Consider the following 16,480-nt stretch of genomic DNA (forward strand, 5'->3'; position numbering starts at 1 on the left):
GCTTATTTTCCCGACAACTGATCGATGATGCCACGGATGGTGCCGTTGCCCGCTTCGGCGATGCCCAGATCGTTGATCAGGACATCTCCACCGGTGAGGCGCCGCAGGATCAGCAGACCATCCGAGGAGGTGACCGTGCCGCTCTGATCCACGTCGAGGGTTTTGTCGGCGGTCAGGGCGTCGATGATGGCGCGGATGGTGTCGTTGCGCGACTCGGCGATGCCCAGATCGTTGACGATGACGTCGGCACCGGTGAGACGCCTTAAGATCATCAGACCATCCGACGAGGAGACGCTACCATCCTGGTCCACATCCAGCTTCGAGGTGGTGACGGTCGGATCGGTGACGGTGATCACCTGACGCAGCACCAGACGCGGACCCTCGCCGGCGTCGCTGGTGGAACCGTAGTCGAGAGAAACGCCGGTGTAGCGCGAGCTGTTGTCGTTGAGCGCCACATGGATCACGTACTGTCCCGGCGTGGTGAAAGTCATCGACTGGCTGGCCGATCCGGTAAAATTGGAGACCGTTCGGGCGCCCACGCCGGGGATGTGCCAGGTGACGGCGATGACGTTGTTCTCCGGGTCCGTGGCCTGCACCGTGCCGGAGACCGTGAGGGGGGCGAGGCCGGAGGTCTGGTCGAAGGAGAGGGTGGCGCTGGGTGGTTTGTTCCAGGCAGGGTCGGAAGAGACCGTGAAGGTGTGGCTGGCGGCCATCTGGTTGTTGTCGAGCACATACACCTTGTAGGTGCCCGGAACCTTCTTGAGGGCGCCCGCATAGCCGATACCCTGGTAGGCGCCCGAACACGAGTACCCGCTCCCTCCCGTGTTGGTGCACTTGAGGTTGCCGGTTTTCTCCTGAATGGTGTAGCCGTAGGGATCGACCACGATGATCTCGACTGTTTTGGCCGTATACCATTGATAATCAATATATAACCACAAATAATCCGTGTCTGCGGTCGCGTTGGTGATGGCGGTTGTCAGGTCGCTTTGCGCACCGGATGCCGCGCTTTTGATCAGCTTGCTTCCCGTGAACAGGTTGACCGTCGCCGTGGGTGGCGAATAGGTCGTCGCGGTGGTCGGGTTCGCGGACGGGCCGTACAGGGCCAGGGCTGCCGCCTTGTCGTCCGCCATCAGGTGCGAGATTTCGTTGTAGGGGTTGGCGTACATCAGCGACACCGGGTTGTCCGAGTGGCCGAGGCCGATCAGATGGCCGATTTCGTGCAGGATGACCCGTTTGAAGCTTCGTTCCGCCTGGGCGGTGGAGAGATTGCCATCCTGGCTCCAGTCGAGGGTGTTGGAGATCACCACGCTGCCGTCCGTATAGGGATCATATCCCAGGGCCCGGTCCGAGCTGTCGTTGGAGGAGGTCCAGCTGTTGCGTGAGGGGCCGGCGTAGGCGGCGGCGCCGTTGGCGTTGCCCCAGATGACCGACACCTTCTGATCGGTGCTGATATCCTGGATGGTGGCATCGGTGCCGGCGTAGTTGAATTTGACCCCGCACGCCCCTTCCCATTCGGCCATCGTCTCCTGGAGCATGGCGACCACCTTGGCGCTGTCCTGGAAGAGGGTTGGCGCGTTGGTGGGGTTGTAGACCCAGTTGATGGTGGTGTTCCAGCGCCCGAAGCCGGAGCTGATGCCCAGATAGGGTTGGTAGTAGCTCTCGGCGAGGGCGGGGAGCGGCGCGAACAGCAGGATGAGCAGCCACACTATCTGGCGGGTGAGCCGATGGGATTCGGCGTGCTTCATGGTTGACCAAACGAGAAAAATTCGCGGATGCGGGTGAAGAAACCGGGACGCGGTTCGTCTGGAGGACGCGGGGCGATGAAATAGAGCGAGGAGGCGCGTTGTTTCATGATGCCGGCGATTTGCATCGCACGTTCGCCGAAGCCCATGAAGTAATCGACCCGGCCTGGGCCACGGATGGCGCCACCGGTATCCTGGTTGACCGTGAAGCGCAGGGTGGGTTGCCAGGTGGAGACCGAGCCATCGGTGTTGATTTCCGGCAGGGTGACGTGGAGCAGGCCGGGCGCGCCCTTGGGAAAGAGGGTGGCATCGGTGGCCATGGAGCGTTCGCCGGTCAACGGCACGCCGATGTTGCCGAACGGGCCGCCTTCGAGTTTGCGGAAGAAGACATAGGATGGGTTGGCGTTCAGAACCCGATCGCGTTGTTTGGGGTTGTCTTTCAACCATTGGCGCAGGGCGGGCATGCTCATGTTCTCCTTGGAGATCTGGTTTTCCTCGATGAGCAGCGCGCCGATGGAGCGATAGGGTTGGCCGTTGGTGGCGGCGTAGCCGACCCTCAAGGTGGAGCCGTCCGGGAGTTGGACGCGACCCGACCCCTGGATGTGCAGAAAGAACAGATCGATGGGGTCGTCCACCCAGGCCAGCTCCAGATTGCCTCCCTTGAGCACCTTCTCCTGATCGATGCGGGCCCGGTCGTAGTAGGGGCGCAGGCGTCCTTTGTCGATGCGTCCGATGATGCGTTTGTCCTTGAACTCCGGCGACCATTCGGACAGATCCACCTCGACCAGGTTGCGCGGGCGGCGGTAGATCGGATGGGCGAATGTTTTGGTCTGGGTGAGGGAGCCGCGCAGCAGCGGTTCGAAGTAGGCGGTGACCAGCACGTCGCCCTGCTGATCGCTGCCCACGGAGCGCAGCAGCAGGTAGTTGGTCTCGAGATGCTTCAACAGGGCGGTCGATTCCATGGAGCGTGCCGAGCGGGCGAGATCCTTGCACGCTTCGACCATGGTTTCGGCGCTGAACTGGCGCGGTCCGAAGCGGACCATGGTGTCCGGGGGGATGGAGGCATAATACCCGGCGCTGGCCTCGAGGGCGTCGGCCCACGAGGCCAGGTCGCTGTCCTGATGGATCGTCTTGGCGATCTGACTCCAGGGGACCAGGGTCAGGCTGTTCTCCTCGGTGATTTTCTTCTCCGGTGCGGGCCCCGAACAGGCGGCCACCCAGCCGACCAGAAGGATCGCCAGGAGGTACCGTGCCATGCGCAACGATCCGAACATGTCACGAGGCCAGATCACGGCACGCTTCTGGCCACTTCGCCGGGTTGTTGGATGGCGGAGAGGAACCAGTTGGGATTGCGGCTGCCCACCGGGCGGCAGAAGGTCCAGTATTCTTCGACCCGCACCGGGCGGTTGGGATCGCCGTTGAGCACCTTGCCCGCCACATCGGTTTCGTACTCCACCAGCTCCACCACGAAGTGGACGGTGAGCCAATCCTCGCCGGCCTCCTGCCACGCCTCGGAGATTTCGGCGGTCTGGAAGCGGATTTTTTCGATGATGTCGCGGCGTCCGGCGTTCTGGCGGTCGCGAGCCTGGTGTTCGACCAGGGACCACATGCGCTCGGTGAGCAGCGGACGCAATCGGTCAACGCTCCAGTCGCTCCAGGCACCCTGAATCATTTGGAAGGCGCTTTTGGCACCGCCCAGGAACTGGGCCTCGTTGAAGCTCGGATCCATGCTGGCGATCTGCGTCAGCCCCTGGGTCACCTCGTCGGTGGGCTGACCGAAGGTGAACGATCCGGTGGGCTGGCTGCCTTGGAACTGGAATTCCTGGGAGGTACGCGGCTGTTTTTCCAGGGAAATACGGCCTTGGGCCGGCACGGTATCGGGCACCGGCATCGGCATCGGTTGGGGCATGCGAGGCGCGCCGCCGGAGCCCAGGCGACGCATCACGAACCAGATGATGCCGCCGATCAGGAGGATCTCCAGAAGACCGATGCCGCCGCCCGCGCCGCCGAAAAGCATGGAGCCGATCAAGCCGCCGAGGGCGAAGCCGGCGATGCCGCCCATCAGGCCCGATCCGAATCCAGAGGGGCGCGAGGCGGGCGCGGCCATGGCCGGGCTGGGGGTGGTGTGGGAGAATTCGGGACGCGTGGTGGCCTCGCGCGGGGTGGAGAAGCTTTTCGATCCGCGCGACCCGGAGGAGCTGCCGCCGCCGAAACGGGCGGCCTCGGCATCGATGGGAGGCATGGCCACGGCCAGTCCGATCAGCATGAGCAGGATCAAGATCAGGGGGTGACGGTCTTTCATGGTCTCTCTCTTTCGGTCTCGGTTGGTTTTGGATGGGCTTCCCAGAGAAGCTCGGCCAGGTGACGAACCTGGACCGGGGCATCGATCTCCCGCAAGCCGGCCCCCAGGTGCAGGATGCAGCCCGGATTGCTGGCCGCCACCACATCGACCCCGACGCTGGCGATGGCCTGGAGTTTGGCGGCGCGGATCCGATCGGACCGTTCCGGCTCGCGCAACAGGTATTCGCCACCGGCCCCGCAGCAGAGTGCCGGGGTGCCTTCCGGCGTCAGTTCGCGGCGTGTCCCGGGCAGCATTTCAAGCAATACTCTGGGTTGCGTCAGTATACCCATGCCATGACGACTTTGGCAATGGTCATGGTAGGCGAATGTCCGCGTCTTCGCGGCATCGAAGAGAATCCCGCGTGCTTTCAGGCGCGGGGCCAGAAAGTTGGCCAGGTCGATGCTTTTTTCCGCGACCCGTTTGGCGATTTCGCCGAGTTCCGGATCGTGTCCCAGGGAGCGGGCATAGCCTTTGAGGGTGACCAGGCAGATGGCGCTGTCGCTGACGATCGCTTCGAGGGGTTCGAGGGTGGCCAGGGCCTTCAAGGTGGCTCTGGCCTGGCGCAAGAACGCTTGCCGGTTCCCGGATTCCCGGTGGGGCGCGCCGCAGCAGCCGACATTCTCGAGGGGAACCACATTGCAGTCGGCCAGGTGGAGAAGATTGGCCGTGGCTGGACCGGCATTGGGAAAAAACAGCCGGCTCATGCATCCTTGCACCAGGGCCACGCGTGGTTTTTCGGGCGCGGCGGGGGGCCAGGCGGGTGGGGGGGTGGGGGTGGGTTCGGGGAGCAGGTTCTCCAGTCGGCGCAACGGTGGGATCCCATGCAGCAGACGCGAGGCGCGCACCAGGCGTTGCAGACCCGAGGATTGGTACCAGCCGATCAGTTTGGCCAGCAGGCGGGTGTGGCGCGGGTGATCGGTGATGCGGTGGAACCAGCGGCCCGTGAGGGAGGTTGGCACCGGGTGTTTGGCGCGCAGGTGTCCGATCAGTTTGGCGGGTTTGACCTTGGCCGGGCAGGCGGTCTGGCAGGCGCGGCAGAGCAGGCAGTGGGAGAGGGGAGCGGCGGCTTCGTCCATGCCGAGGGTGCCGTCGCGCAGGGCCAGCAACAGCGAAATCCGGCCTCGGGGGGATTCGGTTTCGTCGTTGTCGCTCCAATAGGTCGGGCAGACCGGCAGGCAGTAGCCGCACTGGGTGCAGAGGGTGGCGTTGGCGAGGGGGTCGAGGGATCGGGGGGCGGCGGTGGGGATGGTTGCGGTGGTTGATTTCATGGCACACGTTCACGGGGGACCGGGGGCGATTATCGCCCAACGACTTTGTGTTGGATTTTTATGACTTTATTCTTTTTGTGCGCTTTTCACGATAAGCGATTCTTCGCGTCTTTTGCGAAAAATCGTGCAAGTGCGCGCCGTCCCCCCTTCGTTGCCCTGACGGGCAACGAAGGGGGCGAATTGCATGGCAGAACCCAAGGCCAACTCCGGCCTCCTGTCGGATACGAGCCGCTGGCATCGTGTCGGATACGAGTCGCCCGGCGCCCTGTCGGATACGAGCCGCTGGCATCGTGTCGGATACGAGTCGCCCGGCGCCCTGTCGGATACGAGCCGCCGGAGACGGCCAGTTTGATGGCCATGTTCGCGGGAACGTTTCGCCAAAAGCGCGAAACGTTCCCGCAGCCAAGGCGGCGCGCAGCGTTTTTTTCGCAAAAGACGCGAAAAAACGCTTTTTTGTAGAGCGCGCTAAAATCAAAGAATAAAGGAAGAGTCGAAGGATTAAAGGAAGAGTCGAAGGATCAAAGATGAAGAGTCAAAGGAAAAGTCGCGGGGCGCTGCCCCGCCCCCGCCGGGGACCTTCGGCCCCCCGTCCCCCGTAACGGTTACAAGACTCTTGCCTTACCTGATTTATCTATCCTCATCCCTTCTCAGACATACACATCCACCCGTCGCTCACGCGCCGGGGTCGGCTCCTCTGCGGGCCTCTCTGCCTCACGCCTCACCTCGCGCAGGTCGTTGATCGCCTCCGGCGACACCCGCAACGCATTGGCCGTCTCCCGCGGATTGCTCGAAACCTCCTGGGCAAACGGTCCGGCCTTGGCCACATTGGCAGACTCGCGCGGCGTGCGTATCCGGGCATGCTTCTCCTCCAGACGGCTCGCCTGCTCGGAACGCTTGGCCTCGTTCAATACCGAATGACGCGGATCGGCCTTCTGCTTCTGACCATGCAACACCGAACTCAAGGGCTTGCGCATGGACCAGGTGTGCTCGGATGAGACGGGGGGAATGGCGGACATGTCGGTCACTCCTTGGTCGAAGGCAATGGAACGTTGACGGAATCCCCAGCGGAAACCGGGGAGTCGGACTCATGATCGCGAATGACAACCTCCTCGGCGGCAGGGAGAAACTCGCCGCGCGGGGCCAGGGGGGAACGGTTCGGATCCGGCGCGCCGGTCTGCGGAGGGGTGGCAAGGGGGACGATCTTCTTCTCTTCAACGCGGTAGACGTGATAATATCGCTCGCTTATACCGTCGGCATGGAAATGAACCGTGCCGGCACTGCCGTGAAAACCGCTCTCGCGGGTCAAACCCTGCTGCCACTCCAAACCGCCGAGACGCTGATCGCGCGCCAGTTGCGCCAGAATGGCCACCGCGTCATATGTGAGCATGGAAAGAGCCGGCACCGGGGCCGTGCCGAGAAGCTTTTTGTGCAGGGTGGTGAACTGCTCGCGGGCATCCATGTCGATGTCGCAAAAGACCGCGCGACTCAAGGAGTCGGCCTCCTCCAACAACTCCGGACGGTTCCAGAGCGAGGTGCCGAGAAACAGGGTCTCCGGCGCGCGAATGTTGAACAACGCCGCCTGCGGCGCGATCAGCCGGGCCTGCCTGGCCGAGGTGGGCAGGAACAATGCTTCGAAGGCACGTACCGGCTCCAGCTCCTTTTCGGTGCGCGGCGGGGGACGGTCGAGAGGGTCGAGCGACATGGCGGAACGGGCCGCGGCCAGACGACTCTTGAGCGCGTCGGGTTCCTGACTGACCAGCATCTTCAGTGCATTGGAAAAATCGGTCTCGTTGTCCGGAAAGAGCACCGAATGGGTGATGATGCCCCCCAGGGCGACCACCTCGTTGGCAAAGGTCTGGGCCTGAAGTTGACCGTACTCCGAATCCGCAGCCAGAATGGCGATTCGTTTGACCTTGGCCTCCGAAATGGCGTACCGTGCCATGACACGGGCCTGGGCATCGGGATGAAAGGCGTTGAGCTGAACCGCGCCGCCCACCGAAAGGATCTCGGCGCGGGGATTGAAGGGGATGATCGGCACGTTGGCGGCCTTGGCGGCCTTGGCGGCGGCCATGGCCTCGGGGTGGAAAACCGGTCCGAGAATCACCTGGGCGCCGCGCTTGACCAACGACTCCACCGCCGCCTTGGCGCCGGCGGCATGGCCGCCGCTGTCGGCCACCTCGAGTTGCAGACTGACATCCCGGTGATCGGCCATGGCCTTGCGGGCTGCCATCACCAGGGTGTTGCCCATCGCCGCCGAAGGACCGCTCATCGGCACCATCAACCCGGCGACGATCCCATCCGGGGTGGCGCGTCCGTCGTTGGCCAGACGCCGCTGGGCCTCTTCCTTGAGCAAAGGCACGAGGGCGGCCTTCTGCCAGTTGGCCTGGGCCTCTTTCTCGTCGCCGTCGGCGGCCAGACGATCCCCGAGGATCAGTCGCACGAACGGCGCGAGGGCGCCGCCGTGTCGGGCGAGCAGGGACTCCAACTCGTGACGATCGCGAGGCTCAAGGGCCAGCAACAGCTCGCGCAACTGCTCCGGACTGCTCGGAGCGGGCAGGGACTTGACGATCGGGGCCGGTTTGCCGCGTTCCGGTTCCGAGGCGCTCAGACTCTCTTCGATCATCCGCTCCCAGGGGGACTCCCCGGCGGTGGCATGCGGAAGCGCGGCGCAGGCGAGAAGAATCGGGATCACGAGCATCCATCGCGTGAAGAGCGGTCGGAGGCGCGTGACGGAACGGGTTGAAACAGGCGGCGGAACGGTCATTTCGGGGTCGTGATCCATGAAAGAGCAAGCGTCATCCACGGGTCGATTGTACATCGTCCCCACGCCGATCGGCAACCTGGAAGATATCACCCTGCGCGCGCTGCGCCTGCTGGGCGAGGTGGAACGGATTCTCGCCGAGGATACCCGGCGCACCCGCATCCTGTTGGATCATCACGCCATTCGCACCCCGGTCAGCCACTTCGACGACCACAACGCCGAGAGGTTGATTCCGGGGATTCGCGCGGCCCTGATCGGTGGGGCGCGTCTGGCCCTGGTATCCGATGCCGGCACGCCGGGGATCAGCGATCCGGGCGGCGCGCTGGTGCGGGCGGTGCGGGAGATGGTGCCGGTCGAGGCCCTGCCGGGCGCCTCGGCGCTGACCACGGCGATCTCGGGGAGCGGTCTGCCGGGGGAGCGGTTCGTGTTCGAGGGGTTTTTGCCGCGCAAGGGGGCGGAGCGGCGCGCGCGGTTGGAGTCGTTGTTGCGCGAAACGCGCACGGTGAGCTTTTTCGAGTCCCCGCAACGGTTGGCCGCCACCCTGGCGGAACTGACGGCCCTGGGCGCGGGGGAGCGGGGGGCGATTGTGGCCCGGGAATTGACCAAGATTCACGAGACCTACCATCGCGGCGCCGTTGCCGAGCTGGCGGCCTGGTTCCAGGCCGAGCCGCCGCGCGGCGAGATCGTGGTGTTGCTCGAGGGGGCGGTTTTCTCGCCTCCGGGTGACGAGGAGATTGGCCGGTGGTTGGACGAGGCGTTGGGTCGGGGATTGGGAGTCAAGGAGGCGGCCCGCGGGGTCGCGGCCCGTTCCGGTCGTCCTGCCTCGGAGCTTTATGCCCTGGCGCTGCTCAGACGTGGGGAGAAGTCTCCGTAGTCCTGTCGTTGAAAAAAAAAGAGAGAGTCTGAGAGATTCCTCTCTCAGGGTTTTGATTTTTTGGCTTTTTATTTTTATGTTTTATCTTTTTATGTTTTGACTTTGACTTTATCTTTTGATTTTGGCGCGCTCTTTACAAAGAAGCCTTTTTCGCGTCTTTTGCGAAAAAGGCGCTGCGCGCCGCCTGCGCGAGCGTCGTTTCCGTTTTTTGGAAACGACGCTCGTATTTTGCACAGCGGCCTTGCGGGAAGCGACGCGTCCAAAGAATGGGTGCGGTTTGGCAACCGAGGTCCACGGACAGGTGCGACGTGCGGGTTACCTCAGTGCGTCCAACACCATCGATTTGCGCAGCGGTTTGGCCAGATAGGCGTCGCAACCCGCCTCCAGACAGCGGGCTTCGTCGTCGGCCAGGGCATGGGCGGTCATGGCGATGATCCGATGGTGCGGTGTGCCGGGACTCTCCCGTTCCCAGGCGCGTATCCGCCGGGTCGCCTCGTAGCCGTCCAGAAGCGGCATGCGCATGTCCATGAGAATCACGTCGAAGCGCTCCTCCCGAACCCGGCGCACCGCCTCATCCCCGTTGTCCACCACGGTCAGCCGATGCGGGGTCGCTTGCAGAAAGGCCTCGATGAGCATCACGTTGTCCGCGGCATCCTCGGCCAGCAGAATCGACCAGCCCCTCTCCGGCGGCGCGGGGTGGTCCGGGAGCGTTCCAGAGGTCGAGTCCGGGGTGGTTTCGAGCGCGGGAATCGGGGTGGTTTGGGGGGTGGCGTCGGCGGGGGACCGGAACGGTTCCATCACCGCCTGCAAGGCGGCGAGCAACCCTTTGCGCGGCACCGGCTTGACCAGCAGATGCACGCCGTGCCGCTGGGACTGACGACAGACGTGGGCACGATCGTCGGAGGTGAGCAGCACGATGGGGATCCCGGCGGTCTCCTCGCGGGCGCGCAACTGTTCGATCAGTTGCAGACCGTTGGCCTCGGGCAGATGATAGTCGAGCAGCAGCAGTTGATACGGTCTGGGCCCCCCGCCGCGTCCGATGATCCGTTCCGCGACCTCTTCCACCTGGGCGGTGACATCCACCTCGCAGCCGGCATGCTCGAGAATCTCCCGGTAGATGCGGATGTTGGCGCGGTTGTCATCCATGAGCAGAATGCGCGTGCCGGTCAACGGCGCGGGTTCGCCGCCGGGAGGTTGAATCATCGGCAGGGCGTGGCGTTCCAGGAGCACCGTGAAACTGAAGGTGCTCCCTTCGTGGAGCTTGCTGGTGACGTGCATCGTCCCCTCCATCAGGCGCACCAGGCGGTTGCTGATGGTCAACCCCAGGCCGGTGCCGCCGAAACGGCGCGTCACCGAGGAGTCGGCCTGGGTGAAGGGTTCGAAAACCTGGGTGAGTTTTTCCTGGTCGATGCCGATGCCGGTGTCGGCCACCGAAAAGTGCAGACAGACCCGTTCGGTCTGCCCGCCCAGGGTGGTCACCACCACCAGGATCCGGCCTGTCGGCGTGAACTTGATCGCGTTGCCGATGAGATTCACCAGAATTTGCCGCAACCGTTTGGGATCGCCCAGCAGATGTTCCGGCACGTCCGGCGCGATCACCCATTCCAGTTGGATCCCTTTTTCACGGGCACGGGTATCGAAAATCAGCATCACCCCTTCGACCAGATCCGGCAGATCGAAGGGGATCCGGTCCAGATTGAACTGACCGGCCTCCACCTTGGAGAGATCCAGGATGTCGTTGATCAGTTCGAGCAGAGTGTTGCTCGCCTGCTGGAACACCTTGACGAACGAGCGCTGCTCGGGATCGAGTCTGGTTTCGGACAGCAGGTCCGCCATGCCGATGATGGCATTCATCGGGGTGCGGATCTCATGGCTCATGGTGGCCAGGAATTCGCTTTTGGCCAGATTGGCCGCCTCGGCGCTTCGTCGGGCCTGTTCCAGCTCCCTGGCGGCATCCATCAGGGCCTGTTCGCGGTTGGAGATGGCGGTGGCCATGTTGCGAATCGCCCCGGCCACGGCGGTGATCTCGTCGTCGTGGCCGGTTTCGGCCTTGTTCAGCTGGTGCGTCAATTCGGAGGTCAGACGGCGCTTTTCGGTGAACAGGCCCACCGCCCGTTCGAGCAGGGTGATCCGTCCGGTCTGACGCAGCAGCCAGAAGCCGAGGGTGAACCAGAGGATCAGACCATCGATCACCGGGATCAGGCTCATCCCCAGGGAGAGTTCGAGGTTGGAGAAAAGGGGTTTGACCGGCGCTTCGATCACCAGATGCACCGGATCCCCTTTTGTCCCGGACCAGGGCAGACGACGCTGCCGGGACTCGGATGTCCGTTCGCCCTGGTTGAGCCGTTCCAGATCGTGGTTGCCTTCCGAGCTGGCCACGGCGCGATCGTGATGGGTCAAGCCCAGGGTCAGGCCCGGCGCGCCGATCCGATAAAGAAGGGCGTTGTCCAGACGGAAAAAGAGTGCCAGCCGACCGGTTTTCTGGCGTTCACCGAGCCAGATCGGTGCCTGTAGCACTCGGAACAGCATGTCCAGTTCCTGGTCCCTGAAGTATCCGCTCTCCTCCCCTTCGGGAAGCGGATTGCCGCGTGGCGCCATGCTGCCGAAATCGAACAGGATGCGGTCGTGACGATTCACGATCACCAGATAGTGAAAGCGCCGCTCCGCGCTCTGGACGGTGATGAAGGCGTTGAGCAGGTCGAGCGTCTCGCCGGAGGGGGTTTCATCCCGCTCCAGGAGGCGGGTCAACTCCAGGCGGGTCCTGAAATCCTGGGTATGCAGCTCCCACTCCCGTTCCACCTGGGCCAGGCGGGCGCGGTAGAAGCGTTCCTGATCGTTCGCGCGCTCCTCGGCGGCCTTGGCCAGGGCGTGTTGATAGATGAATACCGTGGTCAGGGCGATCAGTCCCACCAGCAGTCCGAGACTGATGATGAGTCGGAGGGCCGCCTGCCTGCCGATGGCGTGATTCACGGGGCTCTGCCCGCCCAGCGGTCATCGACCATCGATTCGATGGTCTGGGAGAGCGACTTGGGATCGTTGGGCATGGACTTGTGAAAGAAGGCCTCCGTGTTGCGCAGTTGTTCGGTCGAAAAGCGACCATCCCCCTTGAAGGCGCGCGGATATCTCTCCAAGGCCCGTCGCAGCGCGTGTCGCTCTGCCTCGTCTTCGATCTTGAGTTTTTCCACGATCTCGGCGGCGGGGTGGGTGGTGATCCAGGCGAGGCTCTTTTTGAGCATGCGCACCATTTGGGCCACCTTTTCCGGATCCTGGGCGATCACCTCGGAGCGGGTTTCGAGCGCGGCATGCAGGAAATTGGCCTCCTTGAGGGATCCGAGGGTGGCCGGTTCGGCCAGATTGGCCAGAAAGAACACCTTGCCATCGGCCAGCAGACGCGAGGCGAACGGTTCGTCGCCCATCACCGCGTCGGCGGTGGCGGATTTGAGCAGCGAGGATTGTTCCACCCAGCTCTGACCCGCCGGCACGATGCGCACCGCGTCCAGCGGCACGCCGTCGGAGCGCAGCAGGAGTTCCATGAGTTGTTGCGAGGTGGTTTTGCTGGTTTTGGTGCTGGTGTTGACCCCGATCACCTTGCCCTTGAGATCCGCGATCCGTTTCACCTGTCCGGCCAGACCGGAACGGACCATGAGCACGAAGAGCGGCGCGTCATCCACCGGGGCCACCACCACCACGTCACCGCCGTTGGCCCGCAGCGACAGGGCCGCCGGCACGCCGGCCACGGCGAAATCGACATTGCGTTGGGTCAGGTTCTGGAGGGCCACGCCGCCACCGCCCACGGAGACGATCTCCAGATCGACACCCTCCTCGCGGTCGGCGCCGATCACCGGAATCAGATCGATGGGCAGGTAGGAGAGGTTGCGCGGGCCAGGCGCGCTGATGAGCAGTTTGGGCCATTCCCGGGCATCCGCGAGGGAGACGCAATCCGTCATTCCCAACAGGATTCCCATCAGGATTGTCACGATGCGCATGTTTTCCCCCTGGAGCCAAGCGATGGATGAGTCTTCACCTTCATACTTGAGCCTAACAACCGTCTCCAGTCAAGACAAATTTATGCTGTATAATTTTTGTGCATTGTTGAAGGGGGTTCATTCGTCTGGAATTGGGCGGCCATCCTGTGCCATGATGGTTTGGCCGTCATGTGTCGTGTCGGGCGGCGGGTTCCATGGGGGGTGGTCATGTCGGGAGTCGGAATGGATCGCAAGCGGTTTGGCATCTGGGCCGAGGGGGTGGCGACGCGCTGTCTGACGCGTTCGGGCTACCGGATCATCGAGCGCAACTGGCGCGCGCGGGGCGGGGAGATCGATCTGGTCGCCTGGCGGGACGGGATGGTGATTTTTTGCGAGATCAAGGCGCGGCATGTGGCCACCGGCACGGATCCGGCGGATGCGATCGATCGGGTCAAGCAGGAGCGGATCGTCCGTCTGGCCGAGGCGTATCTGCGCGATCATCCGGAGTTGGCCGGGTGCGACTGTCGTTTCGACGCGGTGTTGATTCGTCGCGAGGGGTGGCGCTGGCGCGCCGAGGTGATCGCCGATGCGTTCAGACCTGGATGGGAATGATTTATGCATGTTAGAACGGACGAGGTGTTTTGGCGTTCATATCCTCCTTTTCATTGACGTTTCTTTCTGGAGAATAAATCGATGAGCCGTTCGATTCTGTATCGGGGCCTTCTGCCCCTGGTGGCCATGCTGGGGATGGCGGCCTGCGTGCCGATGGATTCCAACAGCGGCGCGGCGACGTCCGGTTTCATGGGTGAGCGTCGCAGTCCCGAGGGCGCCATCGAGGACAACATGCTGGCCATGAAGCTGCGCAGCTACTACATGCGCAGCGACAAGGTGAGCGCCGCCAACATCAACGTCAGCGTCTACCAGGGCGCGGTGCTGTTGACCGGAACCGCCGCCTCCCAGGCCGAGATCGACAGCGCCATCTCCATCGCCAAGGCAACCCGCGGCGTGGTCAAGGTGCACTCCGAACTCAAGGTGCAGCATGCCACCTTCGGCGAACTGACCAAGGACGCCTGGTACACCAACGAGGTGAAGATCCGTCTGCTGGCCGACGAGCAGGTGCGCGGCCTGGATATTCACGTCGAGACCACCAAGGCGGTGGTCTACCTGACCGGTACCGCGCAGTCGGTGTCCGAGCGCAACCGTGCCGTCGAGGTGGCCCGTCAGGTGGGCGGGGTGAAAGAAGTGGTCTCCTACATCGAGATCGATCCCAAGGCTCAACAGCTGCACCGCTCCGAGTCGGGCCGGAAGGAGAGCGGTCGCGCGACGACGCGCCAGGGTGGCGAGGGGGAGGGTGTCAAGGCGCCGGAGGTGACCCGACCGGGCGGCGCGACGGATGCGGGCCCGGCTGGAGCCTCGAAGAGGTCGGATGGAACCGTTGACTCCAGGTTCTGAGTTGTCCGCCAACAGCCTCGCGGCATTGCGGCGGGTGCTGGGGGAGACCGGTCTTCTGACCGGCGGCGCGCAACGGGAGGCGTATGCCCGCGACAACAGCGGACGGCGCGCTCTCCCCTGGGCCGTGGCCCTGCCGAAGAGTCGGGAAGAGGTGGCCGGCACGCTCAAGATCTGTCACGAAGCCGGAATTCCGGTGATCCCGCGTGGAGCCGGCACCGGTTGCGTGGGGGGCGCCCTGGCGATCGAGGGGGGATTGGTGCTCTCCACCCAGCGGATGAATCGCATCCTGGCCATCGAGCCGGGGGATCGGTTCGCGGTGGTGGAGCCGGGAGTGGTCAATGCCGAATTGGGGCGTCGTCTGGCCGAACAGGGGCTCTGCTGGCCCCCGGATCCCTCCTCGGCACGCTCCTGCACCATCGGCGGCAACCTGGCCATGTGTTCCGCGGGGCCCAACGCCGTGCGTCACGGCGTGACCCGACACTGGGTGCTCGGCATGACCGTGATCCTGGCCGACGGACGGACCATGCGTGTGGGCGGATACACCACCAAGGGGGTGGTGGGGTATGATCTGACCCAACTGCTGATCGGTTCCGAGGGAACCTTGGCCGTGCTGGTCGAGGCGACCCTGAAACTGGCTCCGCTCCCCGAGGCGCGGCGGACGTTGCGCGCCGCCTTCGCCGACATGGACGGAGCCGCGCGGGCGGTGGCCGGGATCATGGCACGAGGCGAGCCCCCGTCGGCACTCGAATTTCTCGATCCGGCGGCCCTGGAACTGGTGCGGGGAACGCTGCCCGAGGTGTGTCATCCCCTGGGTCGCGCCCTGCTCCTCATCGAGGTCGAGGGTGCCCGCGCGGAAATCGAAGAACGCGCGCGCGCCATGCGTGAGCGGCTGGAGGCGTTCGCGCCGGTCGAGGTGACCGTCGCCCGTGACGAGGCGGAGTCCAAACGGATCTGGGCCGCCCGACATGCCCTCTCGCCCACCCTGACCCGCATCGCCCCCAAGCGCGTCAACGAGGATGTGGTGGTGCCCGTGACCCGACTGGCCGACCTGGTGGCCGGACTCGCGTCCATCTCCCGGGAGAGCGGTGTGCCGATCGTCGGTTTCGGCCATGCCGGCAACGGCAACATCCATGTCAATCTCCTCACCGACCCGGCGGATCCGACCCAGGGCCCCCGCGTCCATCAGGCCCTGGAACGGGTGTTCGACCTGGTGCTGGCCCTGCGCGGCACCCTTTCCGGCGAACACGGGGTCGGCATCATGAAACGGGATTTCATCGATCGGGAACTCGATCCCGAATCCCTGCGCATGCAACGGGCCATCAAACGGCTCTTCGACCCGAAAGGGATCCTCAATCCTGGCAAGATCTTTCCGATCGATGGACAATGACCGGCAATCGGGCCCGAAATGGATTGACTTCTCTCCTCATGAAACGATATTCTAGGCGATGTCATTATCTTTTGCCGTGGAACTCTCGGCAGGGAGGGTCCTCGGTCGGGGGGTGAGAGGGTACTCCCCCCATCATGCAGGTTCGGAGCGTGAAATATGAAAATCGCCGACATCCAATTGCCAGAAGACTATCGTCCCACCGAGGACGAAGAGTACATGAGCCCCAATCAGCGGGCCTATTTCCGCAGGTTGTTGCTGGAATGGGAGCAGCAGCTCCTCGAAGAGGCGGAAAAAACGGTCAACATCATGACCGAGGAGAAGGCCATCTTCGCCGATCCGACCGATCGCGCCTCCCTGGAGACCGATCGCAACTTCGAGCTGCGTACCCGCGACCGCGAACGCAAGCTCATCTCCAAGATCAAGCGCACCATCGAAGCCCTCGAAGAGGACGAATACGGGTACTGCGAGGAGTGTGGCGTGGAGATCGGGTTGCGTCGCCTGGAGGCCCGTCCGGTCACCGATCTGTGCATCAGCTGCAAGACCACCGCCGAACGTCAGGAGAAGGTCTCCCGGGTCACCGAGGAAGTCCATTTCGAGAGCTGAACGCGCCTCCTCGGCGCATCGCTCCCGCTGATCGCCTCCTCGGCGCATCGCTCCCGCTGATCGCCTCCTCGGCGCATCGCTCCCGCT

Annotated in this window: 14 protein-coding genes; 6 read left to right on the top strand and 8 right to left on the bottom strand. The window is 63.9% G+C overall.

Annotation, left to right across the window (positions count from 1 at the left end):
- Positions 1–2 precede the first annotated feature (2 nt).
- The 4 genes from ACV4UY_RS03990 to ACV4UY_RS04005 are packed head-to-tail and all read right to left on the bottom strand — an operon-like array spanning position 3 to position 5,351.
- On the bottom strand, positions 3–1,745 hold the full coding sequence (locus ACV4UY_RS03990) for a matrixin family metalloprotease (protein ID WP_491606357.1): 1,743 nt from the start codon (positions 1,743–1,745) through the stop codon (positions 3–5).
- Positions 1,742–2,998, bottom strand: a complete 1,257-nt coding sequence (gene mltA, locus ACV4UY_RS03995; protein WP_491606358.1) for a murein transglycosylase A — start codon at positions 2,996–2,998, stop codon at positions 1,742–1,744. The genes ACV4UY_RS03990 and mltA overlap by 4 nt, the downstream gene beginning before the upstream one ends.
- 32 nt (positions 2,999–3,030) lie before the next feature.
- Positions 3,031–4,044 carry a Tim44 domain-containing protein gene (locus ACV4UY_RS04000; RefSeq protein ID WP_491606359.1) on the bottom strand — a complete coding sequence of 338 codons (1,014 nt, stop codon included), beginning with the start codon at positions 4,042–4,044 and terminating at the stop codon, positions 3,031–3,033.
- A complete protein-coding gene (locus tag ACV4UY_RS04005) occupies positions 4,041–5,351 on the bottom strand; it encodes a (Fe-S)-binding protein (RefSeq protein ID WP_491606360.1) in 1,311 nt (436 codons plus the stop codon). The genes ACV4UY_RS04000 and ACV4UY_RS04005 overlap by 4 nt, the downstream gene beginning before the upstream one ends.
- 184 nt (positions 5,352–5,535) lie before the next feature.
- On the opposite strand from ACV4UY_RS04005, the gene ACV4UY_RS04010 reads away from it, so the two are divergent.
- On the top strand, positions 5,536–5,703 hold the full coding sequence (locus tag ACV4UY_RS04010; protein WP_491606361.1) for a hypothetical protein: 168 nt from the start codon (positions 5,536–5,538) through the stop codon (positions 5,701–5,703).
- Positions 5,704–5,998: 295 nt separating this feature from the next.
- Here ACV4UY_RS04010 and ACV4UY_RS04015 read toward each other — a convergent pair whose 3' ends face one another.
- Complete coding sequence (locus tag ACV4UY_RS04015; protein WP_491606362.1) at positions 5,999–6,367, bottom strand: hypothetical protein; 369 nt, start codon at positions 6,365–6,367, stop codon at positions 5,999–6,001.
- 5 nt (positions 6,368–6,372) lie between these two features.
- The gene (locus tag ACV4UY_RS04020) at positions 6,373–8,043 is read right to left on the bottom strand and encodes a penicillin-binding protein activator (protein WP_491606363.1); all 1,671 of its coding nucleotides are present in this window, start codon (positions 8,041–8,043) and stop codon (positions 6,373–6,375) included.
- 88 nt (positions 8,044–8,131) lie between these two features.
- Here ACV4UY_RS04020 and rsmI point away from each other — a divergent pair, with 88 nt between their 5' ends.
- A complete protein-coding gene (rsmI, locus tag ACV4UY_RS04025; protein WP_491606364.1) occupies positions 8,132–8,986 on the top strand; it encodes a 16S rRNA (cytidine(1402)-2'-O)-methyltransferase in 855 nt (284 codons plus the stop codon).
- Positions 8,987–9,301: 315 nt separating this feature from the next.
- Here the strand turns inward: rsmI and ACV4UY_RS04030 are convergent, their stop codons facing one another.
- A complete protein-coding gene (locus tag ACV4UY_RS04030; protein WP_491606365.1) occupies positions 9,302–11,956 on the bottom strand; it encodes a response regulator in 2,655 nt (884 codons plus the stop codon).
- The gene (locus tag ACV4UY_RS04035; RefSeq protein WP_491606366.1) at positions 11,953–12,972 is read right to left on the bottom strand and encodes an ABC transporter substrate-binding protein; all 1,020 of its coding nucleotides are present in this window, start codon (positions 12,970–12,972) and stop codon (positions 11,953–11,955) included. Before ACV4UY_RS04035 ends, ACV4UY_RS04030 begins: the two co-directional genes overlap by 4 nt.
- A gap of 207 nt (positions 12,973–13,179) precedes the next feature.
- Between ACV4UY_RS04035 and ACV4UY_RS04040 the strand changes: the two genes are divergently transcribed.
- The 4 genes from ACV4UY_RS04040 to dksA all read left to right on the top strand — a co-directional run bounded on the left by ACV4UY_RS04040 (position 13,180) and on the right by dksA (position 16,393).
- Positions 13,180–13,563, top strand: coding sequence for a YraN family protein (locus tag ACV4UY_RS04040; RefSeq protein ID WP_491606367.1), 384 nt, complete (start codon positions 13,180–13,182; stop codon positions 13,561–13,563).
- Positions 13,564–13,644: 81 nt separating this feature from the next.
- Positions 13,645–14,403, top strand: a complete 759-nt coding sequence (locus ACV4UY_RS04045; protein WP_491606368.1) for a BON domain-containing protein — start codon at positions 13,645–13,647, stop codon at positions 14,401–14,403.
- Positions 14,378–15,790 carry an FAD-binding oxidoreductase gene (locus ACV4UY_RS04050; RefSeq protein ID WP_491606369.1) on the top strand — a complete coding sequence of 471 codons (1,413 nt, stop codon included), beginning with the start codon at positions 14,378–14,380 and terminating at the stop codon, positions 15,788–15,790. The genes ACV4UY_RS04045 and ACV4UY_RS04050 overlap by 26 nt, the downstream gene beginning before the upstream one ends.
- Positions 15,791–15,946: 156 nt before the next feature.
- On the top strand, positions 15,947–16,393 hold the full coding sequence (gene dksA, locus ACV4UY_RS04055) for an RNA polymerase-binding protein DksA (RefSeq protein ID WP_420906663.1): 447 nt from the start codon (positions 15,947–15,949) through the stop codon (positions 16,391–16,393).
- Positions 16,394–16,480 lie beyond the last annotated feature (87 nt).

This window comes from Candidatus Magnetaquiglobus sp., assembly GCF_058402785.1.

Bases quoted from the DNA above. Each gene is read 5' to 3' on its own strand.
- ACV4UY_RS03990 (WP_491606357.1), bottom strand. From the start codon at position 1,745: ATGAAGCACGCCGAATCCCATCGGCTCACCCGCCAGATAGTGTGGCTG.
- mltA (WP_491606358.1), bottom strand. From the start codon at position 2,998: ATGGCACGGTACCTCCTGGCGATCCTTCTGGTCGGCTGGGTGGCCGCC.
- ACV4UY_RS04000 (WP_491606359.1), bottom strand. From the start codon at position 4,044: ATGAAAGACCGTCACCCCCTGATCTTGATCCTGCTCATGCTGATCGGA.
- ACV4UY_RS04005 (WP_491606360.1), bottom strand. From the start codon at position 5,351: ATGAAATCAACCACCGCAACCATCCCCACCGCCGCCCCCCGATCCCTC.
- ACV4UY_RS04010 (WP_491606361.1), top strand. From the start codon at position 5,536: ATGGCAGAACCCAAGGCCAACTCCGGCCTCCTGTCGGATACGAGCCGC.
- ACV4UY_RS04015 (WP_491606362.1), bottom strand. From the start codon at position 6,367: ATGTCCGCCATTCCCCCCGTCTCATCCGAGCACACCTGGTCCATGCGC.
- rsmI (WP_491606364.1), top strand. From the start codon at position 8,132: ATGAAAGAGCAAGCGTCATCCACGGGTCGATTGTACATCGTCCCCACG.
- ACV4UY_RS04035 (WP_491606366.1), bottom strand. From the start codon at position 12,972: ATGCGCATCGTGACAATCCTGATGGGAATCCTGTTGGGAATGACGGAT.
- ACV4UY_RS04040 (WP_491606367.1), top strand. From the start codon at position 13,180: ATGTCGGGAGTCGGAATGGATCGCAAGCGGTTTGGCATCTGGGCCGAG.
- ACV4UY_RS04045 (WP_491606368.1), top strand. From the start codon at position 13,645: ATGAGCCGTTCGATTCTGTATCGGGGCCTTCTGCCCCTGGTGGCCATG.
- ACV4UY_RS04050 (WP_491606369.1), top strand. From the start codon at position 14,378: ATGGAACCGTTGACTCCAGGTTCTGAGTTGTCCGCCAACAGCCTCGCG.
- dksA (WP_420906663.1), top strand. From the start codon at position 15,947: ATGAAAATCGCCGACATCCAATTGCCAGAAGACTATCGTCCCACCGAG.